The organism is Pseudomonas sp. CAN1 (assembly GCF_030462585.1).
In the GTDB taxonomy this organism is placed as follows: Bacteria; Pseudomonadota; Gammaproteobacteria; order Pseudomonadales; family Pseudomonadaceae; genus Pseudomonas.
Genome location: NZ_JASMRU010000015.1, coordinates 1 through 18,040, shown reverse-complemented (window position 1 = coordinate 18,040; position 18,040 = coordinate 1). Strand labels below are relative to the sequence as shown.

The 18,040-nt window shown below is 65.5% G+C and carries 14 protein-coding genes and 1 rRNA gene; 3 read left to right on the top strand and 12 right to left on the bottom strand.

Going from position 1 to position 18,040, the window contains the following annotated elements; all coding sequences use genetic code 11:
- Positions 1–29: 29 nt before the first annotated feature.
- From QO207_RS19065 to QO207_RS19030, 8 genes are all read right to left on the bottom strand, one after another.
- Positions 30–1,274 (bottom strand): C69 family dipeptidase, encoded by a 1,245-nt coding sequence (locus QO207_RS19065; protein WP_301533887.1) that lies wholly within the window; start codon positions 1,272–1,274, stop codon positions 30–32.
- A complete protein-coding gene (locus QO207_RS19060; protein ID WP_301533886.1) occupies positions 1,249–2,637 on the bottom strand; it encodes a flavin monoamine oxidase family protein in 1,389 nt (462 codons plus the stop codon). Before QO207_RS19060 ends, QO207_RS19065 begins: the two co-directional genes overlap by 26 nt.
- A gap of 569 nt (positions 2,638–3,206) precedes the next feature.
- The gene (gene rimI / locus QO207_RS19055) at positions 3,207–3,659 is read right to left on the bottom strand and encodes a ribosomal protein S18-alanine N-acetyltransferase (protein ID WP_301533885.1); all 453 of its coding nucleotides are present in this window, start codon (positions 3,657–3,659) and stop codon (positions 3,207–3,209) included.
- Positions 3,656–4,477 carry an energy transducer TonB gene (locus QO207_RS19050; RefSeq protein WP_301533884.1) on the bottom strand — a complete coding sequence of 274 codons (822 nt, stop codon included), beginning with the start codon at positions 4,475–4,477 and terminating at the stop codon, positions 3,656–3,658. Before QO207_RS19050 ends, rimI begins: the two co-directional genes overlap by 4 nt.
- 114 nt (positions 4,478–4,591) lie before the next feature.
- Complete coding sequence (locus QO207_RS19045) at positions 4,592–5,107, bottom strand: DUF6160 family protein (protein ID WP_367620479.1); 516 nt, start codon at positions 5,105–5,107, stop codon at positions 4,592–4,594.
- Between the two features lie 19 nt (positions 5,108–5,126).
- On the bottom strand, positions 5,127–6,695 hold the full coding sequence (locus QO207_RS19040) for a hypothetical protein (RefSeq protein ID WP_301533883.1): 1,569 nt from the start codon (positions 6,693–6,695) through the stop codon (positions 5,127–5,129).
- A gap of 16 nt (positions 6,696–6,711) precedes the next feature.
- The gene (locus QO207_RS19035; RefSeq protein WP_301533882.1) at positions 6,712–7,794 is read right to left on the bottom strand and encodes a hypothetical protein; all 1,083 of its coding nucleotides are present in this window, start codon (positions 7,792–7,794) and stop codon (positions 6,712–6,714) included.
- 251 nt (positions 7,795–8,045) lie between these two features.
- Positions 8,046–8,651: a hypothetical protein gene (locus tag QO207_RS19030; protein WP_301533881.1), complete on the bottom strand. Its 606-nt coding sequence runs from the start codon at positions 8,649–8,651 to the stop codon at positions 8,046–8,048.
- Positions 8,652–8,897: 246 nt separating this feature from the next.
- On the opposite strand from QO207_RS19030, the gene mksB reads away from it, so the two are divergent.
- The 3 genes from mksB to mksF are packed head-to-tail and all read left to right on the top strand — an operon-like array spanning position 8,898 to position 13,760.
- Complete coding sequence (mksB, locus tag QO207_RS19025) at positions 8,898–10,175, top strand: Mks condensin complex protein MksB (protein ID WP_301533880.1); 1,278 nt, start codon at positions 8,898–8,900, stop codon at positions 10,173–10,175.
- A complete protein-coding gene (gene mksE, locus QO207_RS19020) occupies positions 10,165–10,929 on the top strand; it encodes an Mks condensin complex protein MksE (protein WP_301533879.1) in 765 nt (254 codons plus the stop codon). The genes mksB and mksE overlap by 11 nt, the downstream gene beginning before the upstream one ends.
- A complete protein-coding gene (gene mksF / locus QO207_RS19015; protein ID WP_301533878.1) occupies positions 10,926–13,760 on the top strand; it encodes an Mks condensin complex protein MksF in 2,835 nt (944 codons plus the stop codon). The genes mksE and mksF overlap by 4 nt, the downstream gene beginning before the upstream one ends.
- Positions 13,761–13,968: 208 nt before the next feature.
- On the opposite strand, the gene QO207_RS19010 is transcribed toward mksF, so the two are convergent.
- The 4 genes from QO207_RS19010 to rrf form a co-directional block, all read right to left on the bottom strand.
- Positions 13,969–16,269, bottom strand: coding sequence for a PqiB family protein (locus tag QO207_RS19010; protein ID WP_301533877.1), 2,301 nt, complete (start codon positions 16,267–16,269; stop codon positions 13,969–13,971).
- Positions 16,262–16,882: a paraquat-inducible protein A gene (locus QO207_RS19005; RefSeq protein ID WP_301533876.1), complete on the bottom strand. Its 621-nt coding sequence runs from the start codon at positions 16,880–16,882 to the stop codon at positions 16,262–16,264. Before QO207_RS19005 ends, QO207_RS19010 begins: the two co-directional genes overlap by 8 nt.
- Entirely contained in the window at positions 16,869–17,525 is a 657-nt protein-coding gene (locus QO207_RS19000) for a paraquat-inducible protein A (RefSeq protein ID WP_301533875.1), read from the bottom strand. The genes QO207_RS19005 and QO207_RS19000 overlap by 14 nt, the downstream gene beginning before the upstream one ends.
- A gap of 213 nt (positions 17,526–17,738) precedes the next feature.
- Positions 17,739–17,854: ribosomal RNA gene (gene rrf, locus QO207_RS18995) — 5S ribosomal RNA — on the bottom strand.
- Between the last annotated feature and the right edge of the window lie 186 nt (positions 17,855–18,040).

The window sequence follows — 18,040 nt, the reverse complement described above, 5'->3', positions numbered from 1 at the left end:
CGCAGCGCGGGCGTGGCTGACAAGCTGGATCAGCGCACGGCGTTGAGCCGCCACCAGCGCGGCGGGCGCGGCGCCTGCTGCAGCGCCAGCTGGTGCCAGGCGTCGTGCCAGGCCTGGCCTTCGGCGGCGAGGCGCGGCCAATCCAGCGTGCGCCGATCAAGGGCTGCGAGCAACTCGGTTTCCAGCCAGCCATGGCCAGCACGCAGGGCGTCGGCGAAGCCGGGATCGGCCAGGGCGCGCTGGTGCACGGTCTCGAAGCGCCACCAGAGGCAGTCTTCCACGGCGTCGGTCTCGCGGCTGAGCAGCCCTTCCCCGGCGCGCTCCTCGAAGCCCAGCGGCTGGAACATCGACAGGCACGGCGCAGAGGTGCCGGTGGCGGCCAGGCGCGGGGAGTCGCCGTCGAGCCGGGCGATGAGGCTGGCGGTGGTCTGCGAGGGACGCCAGAAGCTGCCGGCGTGCAGGCAGACCTGTCGGTTGTCGTGCAGGTTGAAATGGTGCCCGCGGTGGCCATGGCTGCGCAGCGCAACCACCAGCGCCAGCCAGTCGACCTGGGCCGGGCAGTGGGCGAGGAAGTCTTCGTTGAGCTGGCGGCGCTGGTGGGCACCGGCTATCCAGGGCAGCACACGGCCGTCGAAGGCGCGGGCGAAGTGGAAGTCGCCGCGGCCGTTCCAGCAGCCGAAGCGGCGCGCCTGGGTTTCCAGGTTGGCGCTGCACAGGTCGTAGTCGTGGCCGAGGGTCAGGGCGTTGGAGATGGCCCAGCGCTCGACCTTCTTCGCCGCCCACAGGCGCCCGGCGGTTTCCAGTACCCAGGCTTCGTCGCGGTCGGCGATGAGGAAGCTGTTGTCGTAGCGCAGGCGCTTGTTGCGGTAGCCGGCCGGGCCGCCCTGGCCGTGGCGTTCCAGCAGTTCGGTGATCACCGCCAGGGCCTCGCGGGCGCTGCCACCGCGCTCCAGGCCAAGGCGCAGCAGGTCCATGCCGAGCAGGGCTTCGCCGTCGCGCTGGGTCAGGCGGGTGAACACGGCTTCGTTGCCGATGGCTACGCCGCACTCGTTGACGCCCATCTCGGCGCCCCACAGCCAAGCTGGCTGGCTGAGGATGACGGCATGGCGATTGGCGCTCTGCGGGATGCTCAGGTAGGTGGTGCGCACCGTGGCCGCGCTGTCGCCGTGCACGGCGGCCAGGCGGATCAGGCGTTGCGCTTCGGCGGGCTCGCGGTCGCTGTTCTTGGCAAACCAGGTGGCTCCGCCGCTACGCAAAACCAAGGTGTCGCACATAGTCTTCCTCTCCGTGATCTTCCCGCGCGCCGAGCACTTCCCGTGCAGCGCGCTCCCCGGCCTCGACGGCCCCATCGAAATAGCCCATCCAGCGCGTCGCCGTTTCGGTGCCGGCGAAGTGCAAGCGCCCGTAGGGTTCGCGCAGGCGCGCCGCGCCGCTGCTCCACAGGCCCGGCGGGAACAGGGCGGCATAGCAGCCGCGGGCGAAGGGTTCCTCGGCCCAGGATTTGTCCACGTAGTCCACCGGTTGCAGCGCCTGCTCGCCGAAGTAGCGGGCGAAGCAGTCGAGCACCTGGCCACGGCGGTCGCCGGCGGGCCGGGCATTCCACTGGCGCGCCTCGTCGCCTTCGATGAAACCCAGCAGCACGCCGCGCCCGGAGTCGGGCACGCTGTTGTCGAAGGTCAGGCGCACCGGGCCGGTCTCGCTGGTGGCCTGGCCGGAGAGGCCCTTGTCGCGCCAGAAGGGTTTGTCGTAGAGCGCCATGCACTTGATCACCGCGCCCTGCGGCAGGCGTTGCAGCAGTTGGTCGCGCCAGCTGGGCAGCAGCGGCTCCTGGGTGATGCGCAGCAACTGGGTGGGCGGGATGGCGAAGATGACGTGGCTGGCCTGGTGGGTGCCGCGGTCGGTTACCAGTTCGACGCGGCTGCCGTCCTGGCGCACGGCGCGTACCGGCTCGCCGGTGTGGACGTCGCCGATGCGCTCGGCCAGGGTTTCGCTGATCCGCTGGGAGCCGCCGAGGATGCGTTCCTGCTGGGCGCCGCCTTCGACGCCGAGCAGGGTGTCGAGGTTGGTGCCGGCGTGGATGTAGAACAGCACGTGGAGGAATGAGAGGTCATGGGGGCTGGCGGCGAACACCGCGCCACTCATCAGCTCGAAGACCTTGCGCCCGGTGGAGGTGCGCACGTTGCGCCGCAGCCATTCGGCGAAGGTGAGGCTGTCCCACTGCGGGGCCTTGGGGTGCAGGCTGGGGTCGCTGAGGGGGATTTCCCGCGCCATGCGGTCCAGGCGGACGTGGGCCTGCAGGACGTCGAGCAGGACGTGGGGCGGAAATTTCGGGATGGTGCCGCGATACGGCCTCAGGCGGCCGCCGAAGAGGGTGAGGTTGTCGCCCTGGTTCCATTGCGGGTAGGTGGCCAGGCCCAGCTCGGTCAGCAGGGAGAGGATGCGGTCCTGGGTCGGGCCGACCCACTGGCCGCCCACCTCGACCACTTCGCCGCTGGCGAAACGATGGTTGAGGGTGCGTCCGCCGACGCGCTTGTTGGCCTCGATCACTTTCACCCGTTGCCCGGCCTGCGCCAGACGCCAGGCCGCGGTCAGCCCCGATATACCGGCGCCCACCACGATCACATCGCTGCGATTCATGTTTGCGACCTTATATTCTTGTTGTTATTGGCCTTAAGCGTAAGCCAGGAATCGCCCTCGGAAAAACCCGATTGGCAGGAAATTTCGCAGCTTTTGCCGGGGATTGACGGGCGGAGGCTCTAGCTTGGGAGGTCCCGCTGTGGGGCGGGCGGAGCGGGCGGTGGGTGCTGAGTGGGGCGGGTTCGCGAGCAAGCTCGCTCCTACGAAGAGCACATAGCCGAGCCTGCGATCTGGCCTGGGTGAAAGGCCGCCAGCGTTGGGCGGTAGGAGCGGATCTTATCCGCGAAATCTATCAAGCGCGTGGCAGGGTTTCAGGACTTCGCGGACAAGGTCCGCTCCTACCCGATAGCCCTGTGCTCGGATCGGCCATCACCCTAACCCTCTCCCAGAGGGAGAGGGGACCTTATGGTGCAGGATGGAACCACAGCGTCAGCCGGTACGATCTGCCCCCTCTCCCTGAGGGAGAGGGCTGGGGTGAGGGGGAATGCGCAAACACGGAATCTTCCGGGGGAAGATAGCGGCTCCTGCGGGAGCCCTGGCCCCCGTGCTGATCTGTCAGTGCAGACGGATCAATCAACCAGCGTACAGGCCATCACCAGTGCGTCTTCACGGCCGCCCACGGCCGGGTAGTAGTCGCGGCGGCGGCCGATTTCGTTGAAACCGTAGCGTTCGTAGAGACGATAAGCCGGGCCGTTGGAGGCGCGGACTTCGAGGAAGCATTCCACCCCGCCCTTCTCGTGGGCGCGCTTCATCAGGTGCTCCAGCAGCGCCAGCCCGAGGCCGCGGCCCTGGCTTTCCGGCTTGACGGTGATGTTGAGCAGGTGCGCTTCATCGAGGATCAGCTGGATCACGCCGTGGCCGACCTGCTGCGAGCCTTCGAACATCACCCAGCATTCGTAGCTCTTCAGGCCGTCGGTGAAGGTGCCGCGGGTCCAGGGGTGGCTGAAGGCGGCGTATTCGATCTTGAGTACGGCATCGAGGTCCGCCTCGGTCATCAGGCGGAAGGTAACGGCATCGCTCATGCGGGGTTCTGACTCATCCAGCGTTGCCGCACGCGGCGCATGGCGCGCCAGAGGTCGGCTTTCAAGGTAGGTTCTTCGGCCAGGCGTTCCAGGCCCGGCAAGGCCCAGGCGACGCCGAGGCCTTCGACCTGCAGCTCGCGCAGCAGGGACTCTTCGTCGCCCTCGCCGGCGTAACGCACGGCGGGCATGCCGACCAGCCACAGGCAGGCACTCCGCTCGCTGCCTTCCAGGCGCGCAGCGACGAAGCCCTGGACGAACTCCAGCGCGGCCTGCGGGCCCTGGTCCATGTTGCCCCGCGCCAGCAGTGGCCAGCGCACGGGCTCACCGAGGATCTGCGGGCTGTCCGGCAGGCCGGCGGCGCGCAGCAGGTCTTTCAGCAGCAGGTAGGCCGGGTCGCGGCTGGCCAGCGGCTCGCCGGTGGGCAATTCCACCAGCAGCGTGCATTCGCCAGCGCGCAGCAGTTGCAGGGCGAAGCGCGGCGGCGGTGCGACCGGGGCGCGAACCACCGGCTCGGCTTCCGGCTCTTCCACCACCGGGGCGACGGCGGGCTTGGCCGCAGCGGCCGGTTTGGGCATCAGCCGCGCGGCGATCGAGCCGGGCTCGCCCGTCGGCATCGGTATGGCCGCGACAGCTGCAGGAGCCGCTTCGCGCGGAGCTTCAGTGCGGGCTGCCGGCGCGCTGTTCTCGACCACGACGGGGGCCGGCGGCTCCAGCAGTTCCGGGCGCGACGGTGCGGCGAACGGCAGCACCACGCGCGGCAGCCAACTGGCGACCTGCATGGCGCCGAGGTAGGCGCGGCGACGGGCTTCTTCGATCAAGGGGCGTTTACCTGTGGGTGGTGCCTGCACGGGCAGGCCGACACGACGAGGCGGGATTGTCGCGTGAAACGCGCCGGGGGGAAAGGCCGGCGGGCGGAAGGCCCGCCGTTTCGCTTACGGAGTGCCGAAGACGTAGACGTTGCCGGTGAGCTTGACCGCGCCGGTGGCCTGGTAGGTGAGCAGGTTGGTCTGCTGCAGGCCGCTGCCGGAGACCTTGCCCTGGTTGGAGCCGCCCAGGGTGAACTGCAGGTTGCTGGCACTGGCGTTGGTCAGGCCGATCTTCATGGCCTGGCGGTTGAACAGCGCGCCGTCGCCGTTGAAGCCGTTGTTGATGGTCACCATGTCGATGGACATGCCGTCGAAACTGAAGGTGCCCTTGATGTTGTCCAGCACGATGTAGCCGGTGCTGTTGAGCGGCTGGATCGCCAGGCGCGCCCCGCAGCCGCCGCTGCAGCGGGTATCGGCGGTGTTGGCGGCGAGGTTGAAGTTGACGCTCAGGCTGACGCCGTCCTGGCCGCTGACGTCGGCCATTTCGGCGTCGTCCAGGTCGCGCAGCTCGCCATGGGCGGTGGCGGCGGCCAGGAGCAGCAAGGGTGCCAGGAGGCGGCGCGGAAGGCGTGCGATTTTCACGGCGAGGCTCCTCATGCGGTCAGCGCGGCAGGTTGACGGTGCGCACGTTCAGGTAGTCGATGCGCAGGCCGCGAATGGCCTGGGAACCGAGGTCGGTGCCACTGATGTTCAGGTTGCCGATGCTGATATTGCTCTTCTGCACGTTCTGGTAGAAGGCCTCGTGGTTGGCCCAGGTGACGCCCGGCGCGCTGAGCATCAGGTCGCCGTTGCTGGCCACCGAGAGCGTCGCCGGCTGGTAGTTGGCGTCGCCCAGGTTGAGGTCGAAGTAGACGTTCTTGGCCACCGCCTTGTTGCTGTCGGCGCAGTTGTCGCAGCCGGCGATGACCAGCTTGTCGGCGTACATCTGCAGGCTCATGGAGGCCTTCAGCCCGGCAGCGTCGCCCCACAGGTTGAGGTAGGAGCCGTTGAGGGTGAAGTTCTCCAGGGCGATGGAGAAGAAGTCGGTGCGCGTGGTAGTGGCGCCAGCGGTGCCGTTGCTGTTGTAAGCGACGCTGGGCAGGGTGAATTTGGTCGCCAGGCCAATGTCCAGGCCCTGGATGCGCGTGCCAGAGGAGTTCTGCATGGCGCCGGCCACCACTTGCACGGTGGAGACGTTCTTCTCGGTGCGGGCGATGGTGCCGCTGACGCAAGTGGTGGCGCTGCCGCCCTGCGAGCCGCAGAGCTGGACGAACTTGTCGTAGTCGCTGGCACGCTGGCTGAGGGTGATGCCGTTGCGGCTGACGCTCCAGGCGGCGCTGAGGTTCTGCTGCGCGGTGGTGAGGTCGGTGGTGCTGCTGTTGTAGGTGTCCACCGAGGCGTTGTAGTTCTTCACCGCCGTATTGTTGTTACACGCGGCGAGGATGCCGCAATCGTACTTGGTCCCCAGCGATGGCCGGTCCACGCACCAGAGCCCGCAGACCTGGCTGGGCGCCGAGTTGTAGCGGGTATTCATGCTGTTGTAGTTGGTCTTCTGCGTGGCCTGGGCGGTATCGACCTGGGCTTCGCGCTGGTTGACCACGACCATGTCGGCGTCGATGCCGGTCTTGAGCGAGACCATGTTGTTCGAATAGGTGGTCAGCAGCGAGTTGCGCTGGGTATTCAGCGCGCTCAGCTCGGCATTGATCTTGTTGGTGGCCTGGGCCGGGTTGGTGCAGCCGGCGTCGCCATACAGGCAGCCCTGGTAGTAGGACCAGAGGCCGAACTTGTGGGTGTCGTTGATCGGGTCGGTCCAGGTCGGCGTCATCAGCTGCAGCGCTTCCTGGTTGGCCGGGATGTTCAGCCCCGCCTTGTACTTCACCGGGCCAAGGGTGAAGGGGTGCATCGGCGTGCCCATGTAGGCCTTGGTGTCGAGGGTGCCGCGCTGGCTGCCGGCGCCCTTGATGTAGGCGCCGGTAATGTCCACCTGGACGTCCTGGTTGGCGCTGTTCTTCACCCCGGTGATCTTCGAGGTGGCCGTGGCCTGGTCGTAGCTGAAGCCATCGATGAAGAAGCCCAGGCCGGCGCCGCTGACCTCTTCCAGCTGGTCATCGTCCAGCGCCTTCATGCCCAGGGCCGGCAGGCTGACCAGGCAGCCGGCCAGGCAGACGAGCAGCGCACTCTTCCAGCTCATGTCAGCGCTCCTCATGTCAGCAGCCCGACGCTTGCGCGCCCATGCAGGTGGACTGCCGGGGCAGGCCGCGCAGGGCGTCGTAGAGGTTGATCAGGATCGGGTAGACCGAGTCCGCGCCGGTGCCCACCTTGGGGAAGTTGGCGAAGGCGCCGGACTGGGTGTCGACGAACTTGCCGGCGTTGGCCAGGTCCTGCCAGGGCACGTTCTGGTTCTGCAGGGAGAAGAAGATGCCCTGGGCGCCGGTATTGATGTCGGTGGAGCCCGGCTTGCCGATGTAGATGGTCTTGTAGTTGGTCAGGTCGAAGCAGGTGGTCAGGCCCAGCGCCTGGCAGTTATTGGTGGTCGACAAGGTCGGGATCAGCGCGGCGATCAGGCCGCCGGCGTCCGAGTGCAGCGAGTCGCCCTTGGCGATACCGATCTGCGTGGCACGGTTGATCTGCTGGCCGTTGACGGTGGCCTCGCCGGTGCCGGACTTGAGCAGAACCACGTCGGCATACACCGGGGTATCGCCGGCCACGGCCAGCGCCAGGCAGTTGATCAGGTTCGGGCAGCCGTTGCGGGTGTAGTAGTCGTAGGCGATGGAGGCCGGGCCGTAGATCTGCCCCTGCAGGTTGCCGGTGAGCGAGAGGATGTCGCCAGACAGGTCGCCCTGCGCCTTGCCGAAGCCGATCCGCGCGCCGACCAGTTGGCGCACGCCGTTGTTGGTCTGGAAGGCGAACTCGACGTAGGGGTCCTGGATCTGGAACGGCACCACCTTGGCGTCGGCGCTGTTGGCGTTGTCCACCCGGCCGAGGGCGAAGTTGTTGATCAGGATGTCCGCCGGCTGGTTGGAGACGGTGTTGGCGCCGGTACGCGAATAGTTGCCGAGGCTGAGCTGGTCGACGTTGGTCAGCAGGTTGATGTCGGCACCGAAGCTCAGGCGGGTGTACTGGTAGTTCTGGTAGGTGGACGCGTCGACCGTGAGCATCGCGCCCTGGCCGGAGATCGCCGAGAGTTCTTCATCATCCAGCGATTGCATGCGTGCCTGGGCGGAACAGGCCAGCAGGCCACCGCAGAGCAAGGCAAGGGCACGCATGAGCGGACCGGAGGACAGACGCATGGCACTCTCCTTTCCCGAACCCCTTCGTAGGAGTTCCTGTTGTTATTCGTCGGGCGTATCGGCTCGCTTGCAAAGCATTGGAAAACGCAGTCGAGACTCGGCGCCGTGATGCCACTATAGGAATTCACCGGCCACTAAGGGCCGACCCATAGTCGAGTAAAACGTCTGGAACGATAGACGAGGAAGGGAAACGCCGGCGGCGGTTGTTACCCATCGTCACACCTGGGTGACAACGCGCGGCGCGAACGGGCTCAGCGCTGGCGGAACAGGCCGATCAGGTGCTCGGCGATGGCGCCCTTGATGCTGTCCAGGTTCAGCCGCGAGTGCGCCTGCAGCTTGGCGGTGTTCAGCCGGTGTAGATGCAGCGAGGGCATGCGCGCTTCGTACTCGCGCAGGTCACCCTTCACCAGCACGGGGAGGAAGATGTCCCCGCGCATACGGTAACGGTTGATCAGCAGTTTCAGGCCATCCTGGAACGGCAGCTCCCGCGACGCCACCAGCCGGTGCTCGCCGGGAATCTTCAGGTACAGGCCGCTATAGCCCATGGTCTCGCCGGGCAGGATGTGGATGCCGGTGGGCTCCACCGCCTCGGCGGGAATTTCGTGGAAGGTGTCGAACCAGGCCTGCTCGTCCGGGAGGATGGTGATGCCACCCTCCTGGCTCTCGGGGATCACGAAGCTGTAGTTGCTGTAGAGCTTCTCGACGTACGACGAATAGATGCACAGGCGGTTTTCGAAACGCTGCAGGAAGGCGATGGCCTCGTTGCGGTCGGTGATCGCATCCAGGTCCCAGTCCAGGTCGTTCTGGCGTTCCAGTTCGGCCCAGCGGGCTTTGGCAAGTGCGGCGTCGTAGGTCATGGGTCGATCAGCCTGTCGAAATCACGGCTCTGGTATCAAGCTCTGTTAATGAGCTCTGCTTCTGCCAAAAGCTATGGCAAAAAACTTGCCAGGAAATTCAGCGGGTTAGCCCTGTTTTTCCGTGACGCGTATCACATCGCCAGAGTAGCCCGGTCGCAATCTGACGCGTTTCGTCACCCTGTCGGCCAGGGGGGGACCTTTGCAGTACAATCGCCCCCTTTGTCATTCCAGGCCCGAACCAAGCCGATGATCGACCCACGACGCGTACTACGCGCCCTCGCCGAACACTGGGTGCTGCTCGAACCGCTGTGCGAGCGCTTCGACGCCGGCACCCTGAGCCTGGTGGAGCTGCGCATCCAGCTCACCAGCCAGCTGCCCGACAGCACCCCGGTGGACATCACCGCCCTGCTAGACCAGTGGGTGCGCCTGGACATCCTCGTCCCGGTGGCCAAGAGCCCCAACCGTTTCGAGCTGAACGCGCAGATCCACGACTTCCTCGCCTACCTGCGCCAGGAGCACCGCCTGGGCCTGTGCCTGGAGATCGAAGCCTACCTGCGCCACCTGGAACGCCTCGCCGGCTACATCCGCGAAGCTTTCGAGGCGCGCGACGGCAACGACCTGGCCCGTCAGCTGCGCCTGCTCGACATGCGCGTGCGCGACGTTCTGAAGAAGCTGGCCAACGACGAACAGGCGCTGGTCGCCGTCGCAGAGCGCGCCAAGACCCAGGACCGGCAGATTCCGCTGCGCCAGCGCTACGCGGAAGTCCTGGCGACCTGGGACGAGTACGTCGAGCCGATGATCCAACTGGTCTCCGCCGACGGCGCCTTCGAGCAGGGCGTGCATCGCGTGGAAAAGGTGCTGCTACGCCTGCTCAGCGAACAGGCACGCCTCGGCCAGTTGGTGGACGACGACCAGTTGCTGCGCACCCACGCGCGCATCCTGGAAATGCAGACCACCGCCCAGCTCACCCTGCGCCGCGCCCGCGAGCTGCTGCTGCCGCTGCGCGAGGAAGCGCGCCGGCACAACGCAATCACCCGCGGCGCTGCTCTGGCGCTATCGGTCATCCGCCGCAAGGGCATCGACGCCGTGCCGCAGGCCGCACTGCCGATGTTCACCCGGCCGCAGAGCAACTTCCTCGGCACCGCTTCCCAGGTCGAAAGCTACGTCTTCGCCCTCGCCAGCTTCCAGCCCAAGCCTGCGCACTTCCCCAAGGCCAGCGGCAATCGCAAGAGCGATGGCCCGCAGCGCTCGCCGCGCACCGCCCGGGAAATGCTCGACCGCTGCCAGGCCGCGCTGCCGCTGCCGGACCTCATGCAGTGGCTGCTGGAACAGGAGCCCGAAGGTGCCACCGACGAGTTGCTCTACTGGTTCTCGCGCCTGTCGCGCGATGCCCGCTTCCAGCGCGACCGTCTCGATCGTCGCCAATACGACACTCTCCAGCACAGCGTCAGCCTGTGCTCCTTCGCCCTGATCGCCGGCTCGACCGCTGGCAAGGACAGCAAGAGCGAATCGCATGCAGATTAATCTCACCGAAATGACCCAGCTCGCGCCGATATTCCGCGAGCTGTTCAAGGGCTTCCACGTCAGCCGCCGCGACCCCGAGCTGTACAGCCAACTGTCCAACCAGCAGGACGCCTACCGCGCGCTGTTCCGCAGCCTGGGCTACGAACTGGTCTGCGATACCCGCGGCTTCTACTACTTCGTCCCCGAGCAGGTCGGCGCGCAGGTGAACAAGACCGCCCAGCGCCTGGCGCTGTTCACCTTCATCCTCGTCGAGCACCTCGCCGACCAGGGCCGCGACCCGCTGGCCGTCCTCGACGGCGGCAGCATCGGCCGCGACGAGCTGCCGCCGCTGCTGGAGAAGTATCGCGACCTGTTCCTGCAGGCCGAAGTGACCACCCAGGAAGAACTGGAAGAGAAGGTCATGCGCCGCCTCACCCAGCTCGGCTTCGCCGCCGAGGATAACGGCGTGTACCGCTTCCTGCCGCCGATCCACCGCTTCCTCGACGTCTGCCTGTCGGTCCAGCAGGACCGCGACCTGGCCGCCAACCTGCACGCCGGCGAAATGCAGTTCAGCGCACCGGTGCTGATGGAAGAAGACGACGAGCCGGTGGTGATCCTCGAGTCCTATGCGGACGAGCCAGCCGCCGAAAGCGAAGACGCCATCGTGGTCATCGACGAGCCAGCCGCCCCTGCGCAAGCTGAAATTGCCGAAGAAGAGAGCGAAGAAGACGCCCTCGCCCGCGCCATCGCCGAAGAACAGGAGGCCCAGGCATGACCCAGGAACGCTACGGCATCCGCCGCTTCGCCCTGCTCAATACCGCCGGCTACAGCCTCGGTATCTTCCCGCTGGAACAGCCGCTGTCGGTATACGGCGCGAACAACCTCGGCAAGTCGGCGTCGATCAACGCGCTGCAGTTCCCGATCCTCGCGCGCATGTCCGACATGAGCTTCGGCAAGTACAGCCTGGAAGCCTCGCGCAAGTTCTACTTCGCCACCGATACCAGCTACATCCTGGTCGAGCTGGACCTGCCCAACGGCCGCCATGTTATCGGCGTCGGCGGCCGCGGTCCGGGTGGCGGCTTCGGCCACCAGTTCTTCGCCTACCAGGGCGAACTGGACCTGGAGCACTACCAGAAGAACGGCACCTGCCTGCGCCTGCGCGAGCTGTACGCGAACCTGGAGCGCGAAGGCATCAAGTCCTACGAGCTCAAGCCCGACGAGCTGCGTCGCCTGCTGGTTGGCGGCCACACCTCGATCCCGCTGGACCTGACCCTGATCCCGCTGCGCTCCACCAGCGAACAAAGCCTGAAGACCTTCCGCTCGCTGTTCATCAACCTGCTGCACATGCGCGAGATCACCGCTGCCAAGCTCAAGCAGCTGTTCCTCGATGCCTTCGAACACAGCCTGCGCTCGGGCAGCGTCGACTACATCGCCGCCTGCGAGGAAGCCTTCCGCGACGTGCGTCGCATGGAGGGTGATTACCAGGCCCTGGTCGCCGCCGGCCCACTGGTCGAAGCCCTGGCCAATGGCGTGCAGCAGCGCGAACTGCTGCGCGGCAAGATGCACCGCCTCTCGCCGCTGCTGGATAACCTGCTGGGCACCTGGGAAGACTATTCCGGCGCGCGCAAGGAAGAGCTGGTCATCCAGGCCGAGCACTACCGCCGCGAGCAGGACGGCCTGCAGAACGAGCAGCGCGGCAGCACCGCCGAGCTGATGCGCCTGGAGCGCGAGATCAGCGAAATCCAGCGCTGGATGGGCGAACTGGCCGTGTTGAAGAACCGCTTCGCGCTGGTCGAGGACGTCAAGGTGCTTGAGCAGCAACTGCTCGCCGCCAAGGACGCCCACGACGAACTGGCCGGCGCCCTGGCGCACTCCCGGCAGTTCTCCAGCGAGGACCTGGAAGAACGCATGCGTGACCTGGAGAAGCGCGTGAAAGGCGTTCGCCAGCAGCTCGAACACGCCGACAACAACAGCTACGCCCGCCTGCGCGAGGAGTTCTCCCAGCAGGACGTCGAGCGCCTGATGCGCCTGTTCAACGGCGCGCTGTTCAGCCTGCCGCTGGGCGACAAGGGCGTCGACCTGGACGAGGCCGGCCAGTGGGTCGGCAGCGTCGAGAAGATTCTCGATGCCTTCAAGGGCGAGCGCTTCGAAGTACCCGGCCTGACCATCGACCTCTCCACCATCGAGCCGCCGGCACTGCAGGCCCTGGCCGACCGCGCCGCCCTGCGCGACCAGAAGGAGCGCCTGGAGAAGGAGCTCAAGCAGCTCAAGACCCAGCAGGCCGTGGCCGCCGACCGCAACGCCAGCAAGGCGCAGGCGGACAAGTTCTACCAGGACGTACTCGACGCGCAGAAGGCGCTGGAAGACTTCCGCCGCAGCCAGACCCTCAACGCCGAGGAGCCGGCCAAGCTGGAGCAGCTCGCCCAGCTGGAAGCCACCCAGGACGAACTCAAGCGCTCCGCCGACGCCTTCACCGAACGCGTCCAGCAGCTCTCCGCCAAGCTGCAGCTGATCGGCCGCCAGCTGGCCGACATGGAAGCCAAGCAGCGCACCCTCGACGACGCCCTGCGCCGCCGCCAGTTGCTGCCGGCCAACCTGCCCTTCGGCATCCCGTTCATGGACCCGGTCGACGACTCCATGGACAACCTGCTGCCGCTGCTAAACGACTACCAGGACACCTGGCAGTCGTTGCAACGCGTGGACGGCCAGATCGAGGCGCTGTACGCCCAGGTGCGCCTCAAGGGCGTGGCCAAGTTCGACAGCGAGGATGATCCCGAGCGTCGCCTGCAACTGCTGATCAACGCCTACGCGCACCGCACCGACGAAGCCATGACCCTGGCCAAGGCGCGCCGTGCCGCCGTCACCGACATCGCCCGTACCCTGCGCAACATCCGCAGCGACTACGACAACCTGGAACACCAGCTGGCGCTGTTCAACCGCGAGATCAACAAGCGCCAGGTCTCCAACCTGCAGAGCTTCCGCATCGTGCTGGCGCCGAACAAGGACGCGCTCAAGCACATCGACCAGATCATCCACAGCGCCGGCCAGTACGAAGAAGGCGAGAACCTTTCGGTGTTCGACCTGACCCAGAGCGCCGAGCAGGATGCGAAGAACGAGGAAGCCAAGGACTACCTGTCACGCCTGGTGGCGGCGAACAACAACCAGCTGGGCCTGAAGGACCTGTTCGAGCTGGCGTTCGAGATCACCAAGATGGGCGGCCAGCCGATCATGCACACCGACATCGACGGTGCGGCATCCAACGGCACCACCATGACCATCAAGGCGCTGACCAACATGTACCTGTTGCTGCACCTGATGGACCGCGAACAGGCCGGCCGCATCCGCCTGCCCTACTACCTCGACGAGGCGGCGGACATCGACGAACGCAACCAGTCGGCACTGCTGGAGACCAGCCTGCAGCTGGGCTTCGTACCGATCCTGGCGAGCGTGAAGCCGCAGGTCTCGGCCCAGGTGGCCATCGACCTGGAAGGCGGCAGTGGCCCCAACGGCATCTACATCGACGAGGCGGACTGGAAGTACATCCGCCGTCGCGACACGGAGAAAGCCGCACACAACGACGTGGAAGCCAGCGCCGAGCCGGCGTGATGCTTTTGCAGCGTTGACGAAAAAGCCCCGCACTGCGGGGCTTTTTCATGTGGGCTCTTCGTAGGAGCGAGCTTGCTCGCGAACGGACTTCGCTCAGGGTTCGGTGCCACGCGGTTCGCGAGCAAGCTCGCTCCTACAGGCGGCTCATCGCAGCATCCGCCAATAAAAAAGGGCCGCAATCGCGGCCCTTTTTCATTTCAGCGCTATCTTACTGCGCTTTGCCCAGCGGGATCTTCGGCGCCCAGTCCAGCCACTCGTCGTTGGCCTCGTCGAACAGCGCAAAGGTCTGCCCCTGCTTGGCAGCAGTGCCCATCTCGGCATTGTTCGGCGTGGCGAAGGCCACACCGCCGGCCAGGATGGTCTCCATCGACTCGGTACGCACCTTCACTCCCTTGAAGAGGCCGGCGTCCACACCGAAACCGCTGGTGTTCCAGAAGCGGCTCCCGGTGCGCACCAGCGGCGCGTAGCGTGGCTCGATCAGCACATGGATCAGCACCCGGTCACCGGTCTCGCCCAGCTCGAAGGACGTCACCTTGCCCACCTGTACCTCGCGGTAAGTCACCGGTACGCCCGGCTTCAGCGAACCACGGCGGGCGGCGCTGAGGGTCAGGCGCAGCCCGCTGGCATCCAGCAGGCGATTGGGTTCGCTGTCCAGCAGGCTGAACGAGGCCTGTGCCTGTCCCGGCTTCTCGGCCGGCAACACCTCGATGTACTGGCCGCTGACGATGGTGCCCAGATTGGTAACGCCGGACAGGCCGACCTGCGGCCCAACCACCCAGAAACGCGTGCCCTGGCGCGCGATGCGGTCCGCGGCGCGGGTCAGGCGGGCCTTCAGTTGCACGGTATTGAGGTCCTTGCTCAGCTCGACCTGCTCGACGCGGCCGACCTCCAGGCCCTTGTAGCGCAGCACGGTGCCTTCCTTGAGGCCATCGGCGGTGTCGGCCCGCAGTTCGATCATCTGGCCCTTGGCGTGGGCGCTCTCCTCGCTCTCGAACAGCGCGAAGCGACGCACCTTGGTCACGGGTGCAGCCTTGGGATCAGGCGTATCGAAGGCGATGCCGCCGGCGATCAGCGTCTGCAGCGATTCGCTCTTCAACTTGATGCCGTCCAGGCCGCCGCTGACCGTGATGCCGCTGATGTTCCAGAAGCGCGTCGAGGTGTTCACCAGGTTGGCGTACTCGGGCTCGATGTGGACGCCGATGATCAGCCGCGACGGATCACGCCGGGACAGCTGGTAGCTCTGCACGCTGCCGACCTTCATCTGGCGATAGAGAATCGGTGTGCCGACCTCCAGCGAGCCGAGCTGGTTGGTGGTCAGCACCAGGTGCAGACCGGGGGCGTCGAGGTTCAGCGGCGGCGCCTTGGGCCGGATGACGAAGTCGCGGGTTGGATCGCCGCCACTGGCAAAGCGCACATTCAGGTAGTTGCCCTTCACCAGCGCTTCCAGCCCCGTGATACCGGCCAGCGAGATGCTCGGCTTGACCATCCAGAACTCGGTCTTGCTGTTGAGGAACTCCTCGGTGCGCGGGTCCATCGACAGGGTGGCGGTGGCGCCATTGAAGTCCTTGTCCATGTCGATGCTTTTCACCGTACCGACCTGCACGCCGTTGTACATCACCGGCGTGCTGCCAGGAGTGAGGCCACTGACGTCGCTGACCTTCACCTTGACGCTCAGCCCGGCCTGGGCAGCATCGAAGTCCTCATAGAGGCGGAACGGCTTGGTCGGATCGGTGGGCGGGCTGTCCGGGTAGTTATCCGGCGTGGAGAAGGCAATACCGCCGGCCGCGATGCTGGCCAGGGACTCGGTACGCAGCTTCAGGCCACTGAGGCTGCCGGACAGGGTGATACCGCTGGCGTTCCAGAATCGTGTGTGCTTGCGCACCAGGTTGGCGTAGGCCGGCTCGATATGGACCTTCACCTCGATGGTCTTCTGGTCGCCGGCGAGCTGATAACTCTTCACCTGGCCGACCTGGATCTGTCGATAGTAGATAGGGCTGCCCTGCTCCAGCGAGCCGAGGCGATCGGCCTTCAACGTCAGGTGCAGGCCTGGCAGACTGTCGGACAGCGGTGGTGGCTCCTTCAGCGCGGTGAACTCGTTGTTCTGCTCGCCCTTCACCGGGTCGACGGCGATGTAGTTACCCGATACCAGCGTTTCCAGGCCTGTCACACCGGCGATCGACACTCGCGGCTTGACCAGCCAGAAGCGAGTGTCCTTGCTCAGGTAGCCCGCGGCCTCCTTGCGCATCTCGACCACGGCAGTGACACCCATGTCGGGCTTGTTCACATGCAGGTCGACGACCTTGCCCACGCCGATGCCCTTGAACACCACTTCGGTCTTGTTGGCCTGGATGCCCTCGCCACTCTCGAACTGGATGGTGATCATGATCCCCGCCTGGTCGTAGGCCCGCCAGGCCAGCCATGCACCGATCGCCAGGGCGATCAGCGGCAGGATCCAGATAGCCGACCAGTTGGTGGTCTTGCGCATCTTCGGTTTGGGAAGATCACTCATCGTCGTTTTCCGCGTCCGTGTTATCCCAGATCAGCCGGGGATCGAAAGTTACTGCCGCAAGCATGGTGAGTACCACCACGCAGGCGAAGGCGGCAGCACCGAGGTTTGCCTCGATACTCGCCAGGTTGCCGAAGTTCACCAGCGTCACCAGGATGGCGATGACGAAGATGTCGAGCATCGACCAGCGGCCGATCCACTCGATGAAGCGATACATCACGTTCCGTTGCAGCGCAGAGAGTGGCTGACGCCGCTGCACCGAATAGAGTAGTAGCGCGATACCGATCAGCTTGAAGGTTGGCACCAGAATGCTGGCGAGGAAAACCACCGCGGCAATGGGCAACATGTCGGCGTTGATCAGCTCGACAACCCCTTCCATGATCGTCGCGGGCATGCCGTTGCCGAGGAAGTTCACCGTCATGATCGGCAACAGGTTCGCCGGAATGTAGAGAACCGCAGCGGTGATCAGCAGCGCCCAGGTGCGGGTAATACTGTTGGGACGACGCTCATGGACCACTGCGCCGCAACGGCTGCAATGGGTCTCGTCGTCCGCTTCACGGCGGTTGAGCTGGTGGCATTCGCCACAGACCACGATACCCGCATCAATGGCCCGCATCTTCGAACTCCCCCGACAATTCGCCCCACACCTGATGGTGCGACATGGTGACCTCCAGCCAGATCTGGGTTAACAGCAGCCCTACGAAGCAGGCCAGGCCGACACTGACATGCAGCTCAGCCATGCCGATCAGCTTGACGATGGAAACCAGGATTCCCATCAGGTACACCTCGAGCATCCCCCACTCGCGCAGGTGCTGGTAGCCGCGTAACAACAGCATGCCGTGCTCGCGGAGCGCCTTGTAGCGAATGGAGAGCAGCACGAACAACTGGCAGAGCAACTTGGCCAGCGGGATCACCATGCTGCACAGGAACACCAGGAAGGCCACGCCAGCCATGTTCGAATGGTACAGGCCGACGACGCCACTCCAGACCGTGTCCATGCTGGTCTGACCGAGGATGGTGATATGCATGATCGGCAGGAAGTTCGCCGGGATGTAGAGGAACAGCGCCGTCAGCACCAGGGCCAGGGCGCGCCGCACCATGTGCGGGCGATGGATCTCCAGCTCGTACCCGCAACGCGGGCAGACCGAACGATGCCCCGTTGGCACGGGCTCGCGGCGCATCAGCAGGTCGCACTCATGGCAGGCTGTCAGCTCTTCCAGAGGCAGATCCCGCAAGGCATCTCCTTCGATGTCGGGCATGTAGAAGCTCAGGGAAAATGTGAGGCTATTGTAGACGACGCAACCGCCTGTCCGGTGCCCGGACGGTGCCTCAAAATTCATGGAAAGACCGACGCGGGCCTGGCTCGTCTGGTCTGCTGCGTGCGGCAGCCCATATCGACTATGCCGGGCTTTTTCTGCGCGCAAAAGCAAAACCCCCGGCCAGCGATGCTGACCAGGGGTCTTGGGATAGGAGCTTGACGATGACCTACTCTCACATGGAGAAACTCCACACTACCATCGGCGATGCGTCGTTTCACTACTGAGTTCGGGATGGGATCAGGTGGTTCCAACGCTCTATGGTCGTCAAGCAATTCTTTACGGACGCTCGTGGCAGATGCACACGCTCATCCAGATTCGGGTATGTGACAGGTAATTTGCGGTTCACACGAACTTTCGGTTCGTTACGTCTTCACCGTACAACACGCAAATTGTTTGGGTGTTATATGGTCAAGCCTCACGGGCAATTAGTATCGGTTAGCTCAACGCCTCACAGC